14 protein-coding genes are annotated in these 16584 nt (G+C 67.6%); all 14 read left to right on the top strand.

The window, feature by feature from the left end:
• Positions 1-131: 131 nt before the first annotated feature.
• The 14 genes from Q343_RS0104260 to typA all read left to right on the top strand — a co-directional run bounded on the left by Q343_RS0104260 (position 132) and on the right by typA (position 16584).
• A complete protein-coding gene (locus Q343_RS0104260; RefSeq protein WP_052366923.1) occupies positions 132-962 on the top strand; it encodes an ABC transporter ATP-binding protein in 831 nt (276 codons plus the stop codon).
• Complete coding sequence (locus Q343_RS0104265) at positions 947-2533, top strand: hypothetical protein (RefSeq protein WP_029252351.1); 1587 nt, start codon at positions 947-949, stop codon at positions 2531-2533. The genes Q343_RS0104260 and Q343_RS0104265 overlap by 16 nt, the downstream gene beginning before the upstream one ends.
• 28 nt (positions 2534-2561) lie before the next feature.
• Positions 2562-3647: a redox-regulated ATPase YchF gene (ychF, locus tag Q343_RS0104270; protein WP_029252352.1), complete on the top strand. Its 1086-nt coding sequence runs from the start codon at positions 2562-2564 to the stop codon at positions 3645-3647.
• Positions 3648-3680: 33 nt separating this feature from the next.
• Positions 3681-3962, top strand: a complete 282-nt coding sequence (locus Q343_RS0104275) for a type II toxin-antitoxin system RelE/ParE family toxin (RefSeq protein WP_029252702.1) — start codon at positions 3681-3683, stop codon at positions 3960-3962.
• A complete protein-coding gene (locus Q343_RS0104280) occupies positions 3937-4257 on the top strand; it encodes a HigA family addiction module antitoxin (RefSeq protein WP_029252353.1) in 321 nt (106 codons plus the stop codon). Before Q343_RS0104275 ends, Q343_RS0104280 begins: the two co-directional genes overlap by 26 nt.
• Positions 4254-4748, top strand: coding sequence for an HIT family protein (locus Q343_RS0104285; RefSeq protein WP_029252354.1), 495 nt, complete (start codon positions 4254-4256; stop codon positions 4746-4748). Before Q343_RS0104280 ends, Q343_RS0104285 begins: the two co-directional genes overlap by 4 nt.
• Positions 4749-4937: 189 nt before the next feature.
• On the top strand, positions 4938-5765 hold the full coding sequence (locus Q343_RS14450; RefSeq protein ID WP_029252355.1) for a CPBP family intramembrane glutamic endopeptidase: 828 nt from the start codon (positions 4938-4940) through the stop codon (positions 5763-5765).
• 196 nt (positions 5766-5961) lie between these two features.
• Positions 5962-6525 carry a dihydrofolate reductase family protein gene (locus Q343_RS0104295; RefSeq protein ID WP_029252356.1) on the top strand — a complete coding sequence of 188 codons (564 nt, stop codon included), beginning with the start codon at positions 5962-5964 and terminating at the stop codon, positions 6523-6525.
• A gap of 157 nt (positions 6526-6682) precedes the next feature.
• Positions 6683-8566, top strand: a complete 1884-nt coding sequence (locus Q343_RS0104300) for a BCCT family transporter (RefSeq protein WP_231959204.1) — start codon at positions 6683-6685, stop codon at positions 8564-8566.
• 192 nt (positions 8567-8758) lie between these two features.
• The gene (locus Q343_RS0104305) at positions 8759-10471 is read left to right on the top strand and encodes a peptide ABC transporter substrate-binding protein (RefSeq protein ID WP_172829069.1); all 1713 of its coding nucleotides are present in this window, start codon (positions 8759-8761) and stop codon (positions 10469-10471) included.
• Between the two features lie 149 nt (positions 10472-10620).
• Positions 10621-11547, top strand: coding sequence for an ABC transporter permease (locus tag Q343_RS0104310; protein WP_029252359.1), 927 nt, complete (start codon positions 10621-10623; stop codon positions 11545-11547).
• Positions 11540-12520, top strand: coding sequence for an ABC transporter permease (locus Q343_RS0104315; protein WP_081829600.1), 981 nt, complete (start codon positions 11540-11542; stop codon positions 12518-12520). Before Q343_RS0104310 ends, Q343_RS0104315 begins: the two co-directional genes overlap by 8 nt.
• Positions 12517-14505 carry a dipeptide ABC transporter ATP-binding protein gene (locus tag Q343_RS0104320; RefSeq protein WP_029252361.1) on the top strand — a complete coding sequence of 663 codons (1989 nt, stop codon included), beginning with the start codon at positions 12517-12519 and terminating at the stop codon, positions 14503-14505. Before Q343_RS0104315 ends, Q343_RS0104320 begins: the two co-directional genes overlap by 4 nt.
• Before the next feature lie 147 nt (positions 14506-14652).
• On the top strand, positions 14653-16584 hold the full coding sequence (gene typA, locus Q343_RS0104325; RefSeq protein ID WP_029252362.1) for a translational GTPase TypA: 1932 nt from the start codon (positions 14653-14655) through the stop codon (positions 16582-16584).

Raw genomic sequence — 16584 nt, forward strand, 5'->3', positions numbered from 1 at the left:
GGCACGGCCCACCGACACGGAGCGGCCGAGCGTGCGCCGGTCGCCGCCCGGCCGTCCACAGGGCCTTGGCCCCGACGTCCTCGGATGCGTTAGGTTGCTGGCACCGAGGACGACGTGGGGGGATCGTGGAGATGCACGAGGCACAGGACGACGGCGCGCGTGCGGTCAGCACGACGCCCGAAGGATCACCGACGGTCGCACCGCCCGACCTCGGCGCGGCGCTGTCCGTGCGCGGGTTGTGGAAGCGGTTCGGCGACACGGTGGCGGTCCAGGGCGCGAGCCTCGACGTACCGGCCGGATCGTTCTACGGCCTGGTGGGCCCCAACGGCGCCGGCAAGACGACCACTCTTTCCATGGCCACGGGCCTGCTCCGCCCGGACCACGGGTCCGTGCACGTCCTCGGCGAGGACCTCTGGGCGGCGCCGGACGCGGTCAAGCGACGGCTCGGTGTGCTCCCGGACGGGGTCCGGATCTTCGACCGGCTCACGGGGCGAGAGCTCGTCACGTACGCGGGCCTGCTGCGGGGCATGGACCGTGCCACCGTCGTCGAGCGTACGGACGAGCTGCTCGAGGCGTTCGACCTGACCGGCGACGCGGGCAAGCTCGTCGTCGACTACTCCGCCGGGATGACCAAGAAGATCGCGCTCGCGTCGGCGCTGATCCACGCCCCCCGTGTCCTCGTCCTCGACGAGCCCTTCGAGGCCGTCGACCCGGTCTCTGCCGCGAACATCCGCGACATCCTGCGGAACTTCGTTGCCTCGGGCGGAACCGTCGTCGTCTCGTCGCACGTCATGGACCTGGTCCAGCGGATGTGCGACCACGTGGCGGTCGTGGCGAACGGGCTCGTGCTCGCGCAGGGCACCGTCGACGACGTCCGGGCCGGGAGCAGTCTGGAGGACCGTTTCGTCGAGCTCGTGGGCGGCCGCCAGGTGTCCGAGGGGCTGCAGTGGTTGCGGAGCTAGCCCGGCTCAAGCTCCGGCTGCTCGTCAATGGGTTCCGGCGGAGCATCTGGCTCACGATCGGATTCGTGCTCGGCACGCTCTACGCGCTGGCTCTCGCCATGTTCGTCGCCGGTGTAGTCGTCGTCACGGGAGTGGTCGATCCTGGTGTCGCGCGCGACGCGGTCGTACTCCTCGGGGCCTTGCTCGTCGCCGGGTGGTGGATCGGCCCGCTGCTGACGTCGGGGATGAACAACGCTCTCGACCCGCGGCGCCTCGCACCTTTCGGGATCCCACGTCGACAGCTCGTCATCGGGCTCGCGGTCGCAACGCTGATCGGTGTCGGCGGGCTCGCGCTCGTGATCGTGGCGCTGGCGACGGTCGCGGCGTGGTCCGCACACGTCGCCGTGATGCCGGTCGCGCTCGTCGGTGCCGTCTGCGGGGTCGCGACGTGCGTCGTCGGCTCCAGCGCACTGTCGGCGATCCTCGCGCCGGTGATGGAGTCACGTCGTGCCCGCGAGCTGAGCGGGCTCGTGATAGCCCTCCTCGGCATCGGTGCCTGGCTCGTGTTCGTCGGGACCAGCCAAGATCTGACCTTCGTGATCAGCCCCGAGTCCTTCGACGCGCTCCTGGGGTCCCTCGGCAGCGTTCTCGCCTGGACGCCGCTCGGTGCAGCGTGGGCGCTCGCCGGTGACGTCGTGGACGGCGCCTGGCTCGCCCTCGCCGCGCGGGTCGCGATCGTGGCCGCCACACTGCTGCTCGCGTGGCGCGGGTGGTCCTGGGCGCTCGCGCGCGAGCTGACCGGGGGAGCACGTCAGGAGCGCTCTGTCAGCGTGGACGGGCTCGGATGGTTCGGACGCGTCGCGTCGACGCCCACGGGTGCCGTGGCCGCGCGCGCGGCGACCTACTGGCGCCGGGATCCGCGGTATTCGACCTCGCTGGCGTTCGTCCCGATCGTGCCCGTCGTGATTATCGTCATCAGTGGCGGCGATCTGACGACGTCGGCCCTCATGCTCACCGGGCCGATCATCGCCTTCCTCCTGGGCTTCGGGATCTCGTCCGACATTGCATACGACAACAGTGCGTTCGCGCTGCACGTGACCACGGGTGTCTCAGGCCGTGCCGACCGTTGGGGCCGTGTGCTGCCCGTCCTGCTCGTCGGGCTGCCCGTCGTCGTGCTGTCCGTGGTCACCACGGCGGCGGCGAGCGGCCGGTGGGATCTCCTGGCGGTGACGCTCGGGGTCGCCGTGATGACGTTCCTCGGGACGCTCGGCACGTCCTCGGTGGCGTCGGCGCTCTATCTCTACCCGGTGCCTGAACCCGGCGAGAGTCCCTTCAAGAGCGCGCAGAGCGCGTCGCTCGCCCCGCTCGTTGGTCAGTTCGGCGCGATCGCCGCCGCGGGTGTCGCGTCGCTGCCGGTCCTCGTCCTCGCGGGGCTGACCCTGTTCCTCGACCTGCCCGCACTCGGTGTCGTGACGGCGGTCGCCGGTGCCGTCCTGGGCGCGTTCGCTCTCGTCGTGGGCGTGAGGTTCGGAGGGCGGGTCTACGACCGTCGGGCTCCGGAGCTGCTCCAGCAGGTGCTGTCCTACCGATAGTCGGGTGAGGGTCGTAGACTCTTGTCACGTGGCTCTTACTATCGGCATCGTCGGCCTGCCCAACGTCGGCAAGTCCACCCTCTTCAACGCGCTGACGCGCAACCAGGTTCTCGCGGCGAACTACCCGTTCGCCACGATCGAGCCGAACGTCGGCGTCGTCCCGCTCCCTGACCCGCGACTGGACAAGCTCGCGGAGATCTTCAGCAGCGAGCGGACGCTTCCCGCGACCGTGTCGTTCGTCGACATCGCGGGGATCGTCAAGGGCGCCAGCGAGGGGGAGGGGCTCGGCAACAAGTTCCTCGCGAACATCCGTGAGGCCGAGGCGATCTGCCAGGTCACCCGCGCGTTCGACGACCCCGACGTCGTGCGCGTCGACGGATCCGTCGACTCCGCCGGCGACATCGAGACCATCAGCACCGAGCTCGTGCTCGCGGACCTCCAGACCCTCGAGAAGACGCTCCCGCGTCTCGAGAAGGAGGTCAAGATCAAGCGGGGAGACCCCGCGCTGGTCGACGCCGCGCACAAGGCTCAGGCGATCCTCGAGACGGGGACGACCCTCTATCAGGGCGCGGCAGCGGCCGGCCTGGACCTCGAGGACGTCGCCAGCTTCCAGCTCCTGACCGCGAAGCCGTTCATCTACGTGTTCAACACCGACGACGAAGGGCTGGCCGACACCGCCCGCCAGGAGAAGCTGCGCGAGCTCGTCGCGCCCGCCCACGCCATCTTCCTCGATGCGAAGTTCGAGGCGGAGCTCGTCGAGCTCGAGCCCGACGAGGCCGCCGAGATGCTCGCCGAGACGGGCCAGACCGAGGCGGGTCTCGACCAGCTGGCACGCGTGGGGTTCGAGACGCTCGGTCTGCAGACGTACCTGACCGCGGGACCCAAGGAGTCACGAGCCTGGACCATCCACCGAGGGTGGACGGCACCGCAGGCCGCTGGTGTCATCCACACCGACTTCGAACGAGGCTTCATCAAGGCCGAGGTCATCTCTTTCGACGACCTCGTCGAGGCCGGGTCGGTGCAGTCGGCGCGGTCGGCCGGCAAGGCCCGTGTCGAGGGCAAGGACTACGTGATGCAGGACGGCGACGTCGTGGAGTTCAGATTTAACGTCTAGCGTTAATGACGGGCTTCGTTATATCCTGGACTCGTGATCAGATCCTTCGGCAGCAAGAGCACCGACCGGATCTGGCACGAGCAGTACGTCAAGCACGTCGATCGGACCGTGCAGAGAGCGACTTTGCGGAAGCTCGAGCTGATCCACGCCGCTCAGGACGTCGAGGACCTGCGGATCCCACCGGGGAACCGTCTGGAACTTCTCGTCGGGGATCGCCGTGGGCAGCACAGCATCCGAGTGAACGCGCGATGGCGTCTCTGCTTCGTCTGGAGAGAGGGAGGCGCGGACGATGTTGAACTCGTCGACTACCACTGAGGCCGATCTGATCGAGCCGATCCACCCCGGAGAGATCCTGATGGAGGACTTCATCGAGGGGTTCGGGATCACGCAGAACAAGCTCGCGGTCTCGATCGGTGTGCCGCCGCGTCGGATCAACGAGATCGTGCACGGCAAGCGCGGCATTACTGCCGACACGGCGATCCGCCTGGCACGGTACTTCGGGACGTCCGAGGAGCTCTGGATGAACCTGCAGTCGAACTATGAGCTACGGCTCGAGCGGCGCGTTCTGCGCGAGAAGGTCGCGGCGATCACACCCCTCGCGGTCGCGTGAGCGACTGGCGCTCGGATCGCGTGAGGTCCGCGCTCGCGGGAGAGAACCCGACCGTGCTTTCGGAGCTTGACCATTCGTTCGCGGTCATCGGGGACGTTCAGTGGTTGCCGGGCTATTCGCTGGCGCTCACGAAGGTTCCCGGGGTGGATCGGCTCACCGATCTCTCGCGCGCGGAACGCGTTCGCTACCTGGCCGACGTGGATCTCCTCGCAGCCGCCGTCGAGAGCGTGTGCTCTCGACATGATGAGTCGTTTCGGCGCGTGAACGTCGAGATCCTGGGCAATACCGACGCCTTCCTGCACGCCCACGTCTGGCCGCGCTACGGCTGGGAGCCGCCCGAGCGCGTCACGAAGCCGGTGTGGCTGTACTCGCCGGATCGCTGGACCGACGAGCGGTACAGACTGAGCCCGGCCCACGATCGGTTGCGCGCAGACCTTGCAGCAGAGGTTCGTCGCCTACGGGGTGCGGTGGAGTTCCGCGACAACCTGTAGGCACCGTTCACGTCCGACACTCTCGCACGATCCTGGCGCCTTGAGTTCCGGCGCCTGAGAGCCGACGTCAGATATGCGGGCGACGCAAGGTCCGCCTTCGCGACCGACCGCGCCTCTGCCTTCCCGAGCGATGCGGTGTGGTCCTGGTCTACAGTCCAAGAACTCCAGGCTTGGACCGAAAGGACTCTGATGGGCACGAGCGTCGAGCGGGCGGCCGGAACTCGGATCGTGCGCCAGCTGGTCTGGTATTTCGGCGGCTTGCTCGCGACGTACGTGGCGGGTCTGGTCATCTTCTGGCCGCCCTCCGGCGAGCAGCCGAACGAGGCGATCTTCGTGGTGCTGATGTTCGCGCCGACCGTCGGTGCGGTCCTGGCCTGGTTGTGCGCGGGCGCGCGGATCCAGTGGGGGCGTCCGAACCTGTGGCTTCTCGCCGGGCTGATCCCGACGCTGGCTGTCCTCGGCGTCTACCTGCTCGGCTCGACCCTCGGATGGGACGTGGAGGACCCGAGCCTCCTGCGCGCCGCGCTGACAGCCGCTCCCGTCGCGATCTTCTCCGCCGCGCTGACCGCGGTCGGTGAGGAGATCGGCTGGCGTGGCTTCCTGTGGCCGCTGCTTCGCGGCAGATCAGGCTTCTGGGTCGCGAGCCTGATCACGATGGTGATCTGGTGGGCGTACCACGTGCCCCTGATCCTCTTGGGCTGGTACGGCGATGCGGGCCACCTCCCAGCCTTCACCGTCGCCATCGTCGGGATCACGCTGTTCATCGGCGTCATCACCGACCGGTCGCGCTCGCTGTGGCCCAGCGTCGTCGCGCACGGGGCGTGGAACGGGCTGGTCGCCACCAGCTTCGCCGTCACCGAGGGTGACGAGAGCATCCCGGCGTTCGCCGGCAGCGACGAGCTCATGGGTGAGTTCGGCTGGCTGGCCGCAGTGACGATCCTGGTGGTCGGGGTGGTCGCAGCGCTCTGGCACACCCGGACGATGGCGGCGCCGATCTCGTCCGCGAAGACGGGCTGAAGCCCTGCCCGACGCACGACCCGGTCGCGAGGCGGTTGCCGAGGACACACCCGCATGGGGCGCCGCTGGATCCAGCCCGACGTCGCGGCAGGAGGAGGCGATTTCGAGCCTTCGGCCCGCTCGGGCGTCGTCGCCCCGCGGGAACCTGGCCTTCCCCTGCCTGTCGAACTTCGACTGGGCGGCCTAGTCTCCTTCTATGGGGCTCTTGACCTTCAGCATCAACGTCACCCTCGACGGCTGTGTCGACCACCAGGAGGGGATCGTCGACGACGAGACCCACGCCTACTTCACCCGCCTGCTCCGGGAGAGCGGAGCGATGCTCTGGGGGCGCACCACCTACGAGATGATGGAGTCCTACTGGCCGGCGGTGGCGAGCGGCGCCGTGGACGCGCCGGCCGCGCTGGTCGAGTGGGCGACCACGCTCGAGACCAAGCCCAAGTACGTCGTCTCGTCCACCCGGGACGACTTTCCGTGGACGAACACCCGACGTCTGGTGGGTGACCTCGCGACGGCCGTCGAGCGGCTCAAGGACGACGTCCCGGACGGCGTCCTGCTCGGCAGCGGCAGGCTGGCGACGGAGCTCGACCGGCTCGGTCTGATCGACGAGTACCGGTTTCTCGTCCACCCCGTGATCGCCGGGCACGGTCCCACGCTCTACGAGCGAGGCCTGCCCGACGCGCGTCGACTCGACCTGGTCTCGGCGAAGCCCATGAGCAACGGTGTCGTTGCGACGCACTACGCGCGGGTCGGCCACCCGTAGTACGACTGCCTCGTCGTCCGGGGACGGTTCCTCGAACCGCGAACAAGTTGTGCAGTTCCCGTGCTCCGGTTGTGGAGACGGGCACCCTCCGTCACTGTGGTTCCAGACAACTCGGGCAATCGTCCGAGCAACGGATCGCACAGACGGGAGGACGGCCGTGAGCGACCCCAACAGCACGCCGGACGACGGCGAGAGTACCCAGGAGGCCATGCCCGAGGAGGCCGGAACGCCGGCAACCGTCGGAGCAGCCGCAGCAGAATCGACGGATGCCGAGGGCACCACCGTCGTCCACCCGGAGCATCTCTCCGAGCACCCGGCCCACGCGGCTGACACCGCGGTACTGCCCGGCGAACCCGTGGGATCCCGCAAGGGGATCCACTCGGTCGCGCCGCGCGTCTTCTACCCTGCTGCGGGCCTGATCCTCGTCTTCGTCCTGGTGACGATGATCTTCACCGACACGATGGAGTCGGTGATGGCCACGCTCCAGGCCGACGTGGTCGGGGCGTTCGGCTGGTACTACATCCTTCTCGTGGCGGTCTTCGTCGCCGTGGCGATCTGGATGGGGGTCAGCCGCTTCGGCGACATCGTGCTCGCCAAGGACGGGGACGAGAAGCCCGACTTCTCCATGCCGGCGTGGTTCGCGATGCTGTTCGCCACCGGGATGGGCATCGGCCTCGTCTACTGGGGCGTCGCCGAGCCGCTCAGCCACTACATCTCCCCGAAGCCGGGCGTCGAGGGGAGCCAGGCCGAGCTGGCCCAGCAGGCGATGGCACAGAGCTATCTGCACTGGGGCGTGCACGCCTGGGCCATCTACGTGATCATCGGCCTCGCTCTCGCCTACGCGATCCATCGCAAGGGCCGCCCGGTGTCCATCCGGTGGGCTCTCGAGCCGTTGTTCGGAGACCGGGTCAAGGGACGGCTCGGCGACGCGATCGACGTCATCGCCATCATCGGCACGGTGTTCGGCGTCGCGACGTCGCTCGGGTTCGGCGTGATCCAGATCAGCGCAGGACTGGGCTTCGTGGGCCTGGCGACCCCCGGGACCGCGCTGCAGATCGGTCTGATCGCCGGCATCACGGCGGTCGCGACGCTCTCGGTCGTCTCGGGCGTCGGCAAGGGCATCAAGTGGCTCTCCAACGGCAACATGGTCGCCGCAGCCTTCCTGCTCGTCGTCGTGCTCGTCCTCGGGCCGACGCTGTTCCTGCTGCAGGACTTCGTCCAGTCGATCGGCTACTACCTCGCAAACGTGCTCCAGATGACGTTCGACAACACCGCGTACCAGGGTGAGGCCGGGCAGGAGTGGCAGGCGTCGTGGACGACGTTCTACTGGGGTTGGTGGATCTCGTGGGCGCCCTTCGTCGGCGTGTTCATCGCGCGGATCTCCAAGGGTCGGACGGTCCGCGAGTTCGTCGGCGGCACGCTGCTCGTGCCGACGGCGGTCACGTTCCTCTGGTTCTCGATCATGGGTGGGAGCGCGCTGTACCGCCAGATGTTCACCGACAACCCGCTCGTCGCCGAGGGGGAGTCGGTCAACACCGACACGGCCCTGTTCCAGCTGATCGGCGATCTTCCGGGCGGTCCGGTCTGGGTGGGCCTCGCGATCATCTTGATCGCGCTGTTCTTCGTGACCTCCTCGGACTCTGGATCGTTCGTCGTCGACATGCTGGCGTCCGGCGGCGACCCGAACCCGCCGATCTGGAGCCGGATCTTCTGGGCGATCACGGAGGGCCTGGTCGCGGCGTCGCTCCTTCTTGCCGGATCGGGCGGTCTCGGTGCGCTGCAGACGGCAGCCATCCTGATCGCGCTCCCGTTCTCGTTCGTCATGATCGGGATGCTCTTCGCCCTGATCAAGGCGTTCCGGGAGGAGCACAACGCGATCCTCCGTGCCGAGCGCAAGCGCAACAGGCGCCTGCTCACCGAGCACGTGACGGAGCAGGTGACCGAGCACGTCTCGGAGCAGCTCGACGACTACTTCGACTCGCAGCCGCGGGTCACCGTGCGGGGGACTGCTCGCAGACTCTTCCGCCGACGCAAGGCATGAAAGGGGGCAGGGGGTAGAACGTACGTGCCGGACGTCACAGATTACGGTCTGGTCACGGGGAGATAACGAGCCGATAACGGAGGTTACTCCCCAGTACCGAACCGATAACGTCGGGCAGGCAAATGACAGAAAACGCGACATAAGGTCCCCGGGGCGACGTACGCTCACCCGGTCCGAACGATGGACCGTGTGATGACAACAGCACCCGACCCCGGGGGCGCGTCCGCGGCCAAGGCGTCGTCGGTGGCAGAACCTGCCGCCGTCCTCGGAGGAGGAACAGTGAAGATCAAGCGATTTACGGGGCTCACCGCGGCTATCGCCGTCGGTGCGCTCACGCTCACCGCATGCTCCAGCTCGTCGGATGACGAGGCCACCACTGAGGAGTCGACCGGTGCGAGCACCGGCATCGTCTCCGTGAACGGCTCGGAGCCCCAGAACCCTCTCGTCCCTGCAAACACCAACGAGACCGGCGGCGGGCTTCTGCTCGACCAGCTGTTCTCGGGTCTCGTCTACTACGACGCGGACGGCGCGGCGCACAACGAAGTCGCCGAGTCGATCGAGTCCGACGACCAGCAGAACTGGACGATCACGCTCAAGGAGGGGTGGACGTTCTCGGACGGCTCGCCCGTCACCGCGTCCAGCTTCGTCGAGGCCTGGAACTGGGGCGCGCTGCTCAGCAACGCCACCCTCTCCAGCTACTTCTTCGAGCCCATCGAGGGCTTCAGCTACGACGAGGAGTCCGAGCTCAAGGGCCAGGGTCTCGAGGTCGTCGACGACCAGACCTTCACGGTCAAGCTGAAGCAGCCCGAGGCTGACTTCCCGCTGCGCCTGGGCTACTCGGCGTTCTACCCGCTGCCGGAGTCGTTCTTCGACGACCCCGAGGCGTTCGGCGAGGCACCGGTCGGCAACGGCCCGTACGTCCTCGACGAGTGGACGCACGACGCCGAGGCGACGTTCTCCCCGAACGAGGAGTACGCCGGCGAGCGCACCGCCCAGAACGGTGGCGTGAACGTGAAGTTCTACCAGACCCAGGAAGCGGCCTACAACGACCTGCTTGCCGGCCAGCTGGACATCATCACGGCGGTCCCGGACAGCGCGTTCGAGACCTACGAGAGCGACCTGGGCGACCGTGCTGTCAACCAGCCCGCCGCGATCTTCCAGTCCTTCACCATCCCGGAGGAGCTCGAGGGCTTCACGGGTGAGGAGGGCGACCTGCGTCGTGCCGCCATCTCGAAGGCTATCGACCGCGACACGATCACGGACGCGATCTTCTCGGGCACGCGTACCCCGGCCAGCGACTTCACCTCGCCGGTCATCGACGGCTGGAGCGACTCCGTTCCGGGCGCCGAGGTCACGCAGTACGACGAGGCCGAGGCTCAGGACCTGTGGGCACAGGCCAACGAGATCGCCGAGTGGCCCGAGGACCGCACGTTCACGATCGGCTACAACGCCGACGGTGGGCACCAGGCCTGGGTCGACGCGACCACGAACTCGATCAAGAACGTGCTCGGCATCCAGGCCGAGGGCAACGCCTACCCGGCGTTCGCCGAGTTCCGCGAGGACATCACCAACCGCTCGATCGACGGTGCCTTCCGCACCGGCTGGCAGGCGGACTACCCGGCTCTGGGTAACTTCCTCGGCCCGATCTACAAGACCGGTGCCGGCTCGAACGACGGTGACTACTCGAACGCCGACTTCGACGCTCTCCTCGACGAGGCCGCCTCGGCTCCGTCGGTCGAGGACTCGAACGCCCTCTACCAGCAGGCGCAGGAGATCCTCTTCCAGGACCTCCCCGCGATCCCGCTGTGGTACTCGAACGTGACCGGCGGATCCGCCGACACGGTCGAGGGCGTGGAGTTCGGCTGGAACAGCGTGCCGCTCCTGTACGAGGTCACGAAGAACTGACCACGCGTAGCCGTCACGTCGGGGTGGGACTCTCTTTCGAGGGTTCCGCCCCGACGTGGCGGTTCGCTGTCGATCGCGGCAAGGGATAAGGTGCCTCGGCACCACGATCGTGTGTTCGCATCGGCGGTGACTGGACGAAAGGCAACCTGATGGCGTGGTACGTGGCCCGACGGGTCATGCAGCTCATCCCCGTTTTTCTCGGGGCGACGCTGCTCATCTATTCGCTGGTGTTCCTGCTCCCCGGGGACCCGATCCAAGCGCTCGGTGGCGAGCGCGGAGTTCCCCCGGCTGTCGCTGATCAGCTGAGGGCTCAGTACAACCTCGATAAGCCCTTCATCGTGCAGTACCTGCTGTACCTGCAGGGGCTCTTCTCCTTCGATCTCGGCGTGTCGTTCTCCGGCCGCGAGATCTCCGAGATCATTGCGTCCGCGTTCCCGACGACGTTCCAGCTCGCGATCATGGCTCTCGTCATCGAGACCGTGCTCGGTGTCGGCGTCGGTCTGATCGCGGGTCTGCGCAAGGGCGGCATCTTCGACGCGACGTTCCTGATCGTCTCGCTCCTGGTGATCGCCGTGCCGATCTTCGTGATCGGCTTCGTGTTCCAGTTCCTGTTCGGAGTGCAGCTCGGCTGGTTCCCGCCGACGGTGGGGTCGGACGTCAGCTTCTACACGTTGATGCTCCCTGCGATCGTCCTGGGTTCGGTGTCGTTCGCGTACGTCATGCGACTGACCCGGACGACGGTCGCCGAGAACCTTGGCGCTGACTACGTCCGTACGGCGACGGCCAAGGGCCTGAGTCGTCGTCGGGTCGTCTCGGTGCACGTCCTCCGCAACTCGATGATCCCGGTCGTGACGTTCCTGGGTGTCGACCTCGGTGCCCTGATGGGTGGCGCGGTCGTGACCGAGGGGATCTTCAACGTCCCCGGCATCGGCAACGCGCTGTACACCGCGATCAAGGCGCAGGACTCTCCCGCGGTTGTCTCGATCGTGACGGTGCTCGTCATCGTCTTCCTGATCGCCAACCTGCTCGTGGACCTGCTCTACGCGGTACTCGACCCGAGGATTCGATATGCCTGAGACCCCACCGACCGGCCCGTCGACCATGTCGCACGGCGACCAGCCGCGTCACGACCAAGTCCACTTCTTCGCCGACGAGGATCGGGTCGCCCTCCTCGAGGTCGACGTCCCCGACGAGACCAGCGCCCCCACGAGCCTCTGGAAGGACGCGTGGAACCAGGTCAAGGTCCGCCCGCTCTTCTGGATCTCGGCGGTGATGATCGTCCTCGTCATCCTGGTGGCGATCTTCCCGTACTGGTTCACTAACACCGAGCCGCGCCAGTGCGACCTCGCGAACAGCTACGGCGGTCCCGAGGCCGGGCACCCGTTCGGCTTCGACCGGCAGGGCTGTGACATCTACGCGCGGACGATCTACGGCGCGCGTGCGTCCGTGATCGTCGGCACGCTCACGACGATCGGTGTCACGCTGATCGGTTCGATCATCGGCGGCATCGCCGGCTTCTACGGCAAGTGGGTGGACTCGATCCTCTCCCGCATCGGCGACGTGTTCTTCGCGATCCCGCTGCTGCTCGCGGCGATCGTCACGATGCAGGTCATCGACCGGAACGTCTGGACGGTCGCACTCGTGCTGACGGTCTTCGGCTGGCCGCAGATCGCCCGTATCACCCGAGGTGCGGTGCTCTCCGTGAAGAACTCCGAGTTCGTCACGGCGTCGCAGGCGCTCGGGCTGTCCAAACCGGCAATTCTTGCCAAGCACGTCATGCCGAACGCACTGGCCCCGATCATCGTGATCGCCACGGTCTCGCTCGGTACGTTCATCGTTGCCGAGGCGACGCTGTCGTACCTCGGTATCGGCCTGCCGCCGACCGTCGTGTCCTGGGGTGGCGACATCTCCAACGCGCAGGCGGCGATCCGCACCAACGCTCAGGTCCTCTTCTACCCGGCCGGTGCGCTGGGTCTGACGGTGCTGAGCTTCATGATGATGGGTGACGTGGTGCGCGACGCGCTCGACCCGAAGGCGAGGACGCGATGAGTACAGAGTCCAGCTCGCAGTTTGTGGCGTCCGACGCAGACCAGCCGCTTCTCGAGGTCCGCGACCTCGAGGTGTCGTTCTCGACGTCGAGCGGTGAGGTCAAGGCGGTCAAGGGGGCGGACCTCACGGTCTACCCCGGGCAGACCGTCGCGATCGTCGGGGAGTCGGGATCGGGGAAGTCGACGTCGGCGCATGCCGTCATCGGCCTGCTCCCGGAGAACGGCAGCGTCACCGGTGGAACCATCAAGTTCGCCGGCCGCGACATCACGCACCTCAAGCCCAAGGAGGCCGAGGCACTCCGCGGATCCGAGATCGGCCTGGTCCCCCAGGACCCGATGTCCAACCTGAACCCGGTCTGGCGGATCGGGTACCAGGTCAAGGAGTCGCTGAAGGCGAACAACGTCAAGACCTCCCGTGCGGGCCGTCAGCAGCTTTCCGGCGCGCTCGTGTCGGAGGAGCTGACGGACCACAAGGACGACGACCTCTATCTCGGCAGCGACGCGAAGAAGACCCTCATCGCCGAGCTGACGACGGCTCTGGGGCAGTCCCCGGACGCAGAGGGGAAGCTCGCGGACGCCGACGAGCGGCTCGCGGTCGGCTCGAGCACGCGCGCCGAGGTGCGCGTGATCATGGCCGAGCTCGGGCTGCCCGATGCCGAGAACAGGGTGAACTCCCTGGTCACCGGTGGGTCGATCGACGACCGTGTCGCCGGTCTGCTCGCCGAGGCGGGACTCAAGGACGCGGAACGTCGCGCCCGGCAGTACCCGCACGAGTTCTCCGGCGGCATGCGTCAGCGTGCACTGATCGCGATCGGTCTGGCGGCTCGTCCCCAGCTGCTGATCGCGGACGAGCCCACGTCGGCGCTCGACGTCACGGTTCAGCGCACGATCCTGGACCACCTGGCCGGGCTGACGAGCGAGCTCGGCACCGCCGTGCTGTTCATCACGCACGACCTAGGTCTGGCCGCCGAGCGTGCCGAGCACCTGATCGTCATGTACCGGGGCAACGTCGTCGAGTCGGGCCCTGCCCGGCAGATCCTCGACGCACCGAAGCACCCGTACACGCAGCGTCTCGTCTCCTCGGCGCCGTCCCTCGCATCGCGACGGATCCAGAGCGAGCATGCCGCGGCTGTCGCCTCGGGCACGGAGACGGGCGACTCGTCGTCGGCTCCGGCCGACAACATCATCGTGGCGAAGGACCTGACGAAGGTCTTCCGCCTGCCGGGGAAGCGTCCTGGCAGCCACACGAACTTCACCGCGGTCGACAGCATCAGCTTCGAGCTCGAGCGTGGGAAGACGCTCGCGCTCGTGGGCGAGTCGGGCTCGGGGAAGTCGACGGCGGCGAACATGGCGCTGAACCTGCTCGAGCCGACCTCCGGCTCGATCACGTTCGACGGAGTGGACGTCAGCACGCTCGGCAAGAAGGAGCTCTTCAAGTTCCGTCGCCGTGTGCAGCCGATCTTCCAGAACCCGTACGGCTCGTTGGACCCGATGTTCTCGATCTATCGGTCCATCGAGGAGCCGCTGCGGGTCCACAAGGTCGGCGACGCCAAGTCGCGCGAGGCACGGGTTCGGGAGCTTCTCGACCTCGTCTCGCTCCCGCAGTCGATGATGCGTCGGTTCCCGAACGAGCTCTCGGGCGGTCAGCGCCAGCGCGTGGCGATCGCCCGTGCGCTCGCGCTCAAGCCCGAGGTCATCGTCTGTGACGAGGCGGTCTCGGCTCTCGACGTGCTCGTGCAGGCACAGATCCTGACCCTGCTCAACGACCTGCAGGCCGAGTTCGGCCTCAGCTACCTGTTCATCACCCATGACCTTGCGGTCGTGCGGCAGATCGCAGACAGCGTCTGCGTGATGCAGAACGGGAAGATCGTCGAGGCTGCGGCCACCGACGAGGTGTTCGACAACCCGAAGCAGGCGTACACGCGCGAGCTGCTCGCCGCGATCCCCGGGGCTTCTCTCTCCATCGGTGGGGGAATGGCTTCCTGATCACGGCCGGTCCGCGCACGACGGCGCCCCTCACCCTCGCGGTGAGGGGCGCCGTCGTGCGTCCGGGGACAGACGGGTTGCCTCAACAGGTAGGATGACGGTGCGCCATACCGCGCGCCTCCCCACCCTGAGATGAGATTTCCTTCCATGACCGTGCCCTCCGCCGCGCGCTTGCTGCGCTCTGACCTGCGCAACGTCGCTATCGTCGCCCACGTCGACCACGGCAAGACGACCCTCGTCGACGCGATGCTCCACCAGGCTGGCTCCTTCACGAGCCACCAGCACGTCGACGAGCGTGCGATGGACTCCGGGGAGCTGGAGCGCGAGAAGGGCATCACCATCCTCGCGAAGAACACGGCGATCCGGTACGCGGGTCCTGCGGCCGCGGAGGTGGGGGAGCCCGAGGGCATCACCATCAACGTGATCGACACCCCGGGCCACGCCGACTTCGGTGGCGAGGTGGAGCGCGGCCTGTCGATGGTGGACGGTGTCGTCCTCCTCGTCGACGCGTCCGAGGGGCCGCTGCCCCAGACGCGGTTCGTCCTCCGCAAGGCGCTCGTCGCGAAGCTTCCCGTCATCCTGGTCGTGAACAAGGTCGACCGCCCCGACGGTCGGATCGACGAGGTCGTCGCCGAGGCGACCGACCTCCTGCTCGGCCTCGCCGGAGACCTCGCGGACGACGTCCCCGACCTGGACCTCGACGCGATCCTCGACGTCCCCGTCGTCTACGCCTCCGCGAAGGCCGGCAAGGCGTCGCTCGAGCAGCCCGAGAACGGTCAGCTTCCGGCCTCCGAGGACCTCGAGCCGCTCTTCAAGACCATCCTCGAGAAGATCCCGGCGCCCGGCTACGACGAGGGTGCGCCGCTGCAGGCGCACGTGACGAACCTCGACGCGTCGCCGTTCCTGGGTCGTCTCGCCCTGCTGCGCATCTTCAACGGCACCCTCACCAAGGGCCAGACCGTCGCGTGGGCGCGGGCCGACGGGACGATGCAGAACGTGCGGATCACCGAGCTCCTCGAGACGAAGGCGCTCGACCGCGTCTCGACGGACTCGGCGGGCCCCGGTGACATCGTCGCCGTCGCCGGCATCGAGGACATCACGATCGGCGAGACCCTCACGGACCCCGACGACCCGCGGCCGCTGCCGCTGATCACGGTCGACGACCCCGCGATCTCGATGACCATCGGTATCAACACCTCGCCCCTCGCCGGCAAGGGCGGCAAGGGTCACAAGGTCACGGCCCGCCAGGTCAAGGACCGCCTCGACAAGGAACTCATCGGCAACGTCTCGCTCCGCGTGCTCCCGACCGAGCGCCCGGACGCCTGGGAGGTTCAGGGCCGTGGAGAGCTCGCGCTCGCGATCCTCGTCGAGCAGATGCGTCGTGAGGGCTTCGAGCTCACCGTCGGCAAGCCGCAGGTCGTCACCAAGCAGGTCGACGGCAAGGTGCACGAGCCGATGGAGCGCATGACCATCGACGTCCCTGAGGAGTACCTCGGCGCCGTCACGCAGCTCCTCGCGCAGCGCAAGGGCCGCATGGAGGGGATGAGCAACCACGGCACCGGATGGGTCCGCATGGAGTTCCTGGTCCCGGCTCGCGGGCTGATCGGCTTCCGCACGCAGTTCATGACGGACACGCGCGGCACCGGTATCGCCTCGTCGTACGCCGACGGGTACGAGCCGTGGGCCGGCCCGATCGAGACGCGCGTCCAGGGTTCGCTCGTCGCCGACCGCGCGGGCGTCGTGACGCCGTTCGCGATGATCAACCTGCAGGAGCGTGGCTCCTTCTTCGTGGACCCCACCCAGGAGGTCTACGAGGGCATGATCGTCGGCGAGAACTCTCGTGCCGACGACATGGACGTGAACATCACCAAGGAGAAGAAGCTCACGAACATGCGTGCCGCGTCCAGCGACACGTTCGAGAACCTCACTCCGCCGAAGCACCTGACGCTCGAGGAGTCGCTCGAGTTCGCCCGTGAGGACGAGTGCGTCGAGGTGACGCCGGAGTTCGTCCGCATCCGCAAGGTCATCCTCGACAACACCGAGCGTGCCCGCGCGGCGTCCCGGGCCAAGCGCGCCTGA

It is taken from the genome of Paraoerskovia marina DSM 21750, from assembly GCF_000701465.1.
GTDB classification, from domain to species: domain Bacteria; phylum Actinomycetota; class Actinomycetes; order Actinomycetales; family Cellulomonadaceae; genus Paraoerskovia; species Paraoerskovia marina.

Bases quoted from the DNA above. Each gene is read 5' to 3' on its own strand.
- Q343_RS0104260 (WP_052366923.1), top strand. From the start codon at position 132: ATGCACGAGGCACAGGACGACGGCGCGCGTGCGGTCAGCACGACGCCC.
- Q343_RS0104305 (WP_172829069.1), top strand. From the start codon at position 8,759: ATGACAACAGCACCCGACCCCGGGGGCGCGTCCGCGGCCAAGGCGTCG.
- typA (WP_029252362.1), top strand. From the start codon at position 14,653: ATGACCGTGCCCTCCGCCGCGCGCTTGCTGCGCTCTGACCTGCGCAAC.
- Q343_RS0104310 (WP_029252359.1), top strand. From the start codon at position 10,621: ATGGCGTGGTACGTGGCCCGACGGGTCATGCAGCTCATCCCCGTTTTT.
- Q343_RS14450 (WP_029252355.1), top strand. From the start codon at position 4,938: ATGGGCACGAGCGTCGAGCGGGCGGCCGGAACTCGGATCGTGCGCCAG.
- Q343_RS0104280 (WP_029252353.1), top strand. From the start codon at position 3,937: ATGTTGAACTCGTCGACTACCACTGAGGCCGATCTGATCGAGCCGATC.
- Q343_RS0104315 (WP_081829600.1), top strand. From the start codon at position 11,540: ATGCCTGAGACCCCACCGACCGGCCCGTCGACCATGTCGCACGGCGAC.
- Q343_RS0104320 (WP_029252361.1), top strand. From the start codon at position 12,517: ATGAGTACAGAGTCCAGCTCGCAGTTTGTGGCGTCCGACGCAGACCAG.
- Q343_RS0104295 (WP_029252356.1), top strand. From the start codon at position 5,962: ATGGGGCTCTTGACCTTCAGCATCAACGTCACCCTCGACGGCTGTGTC.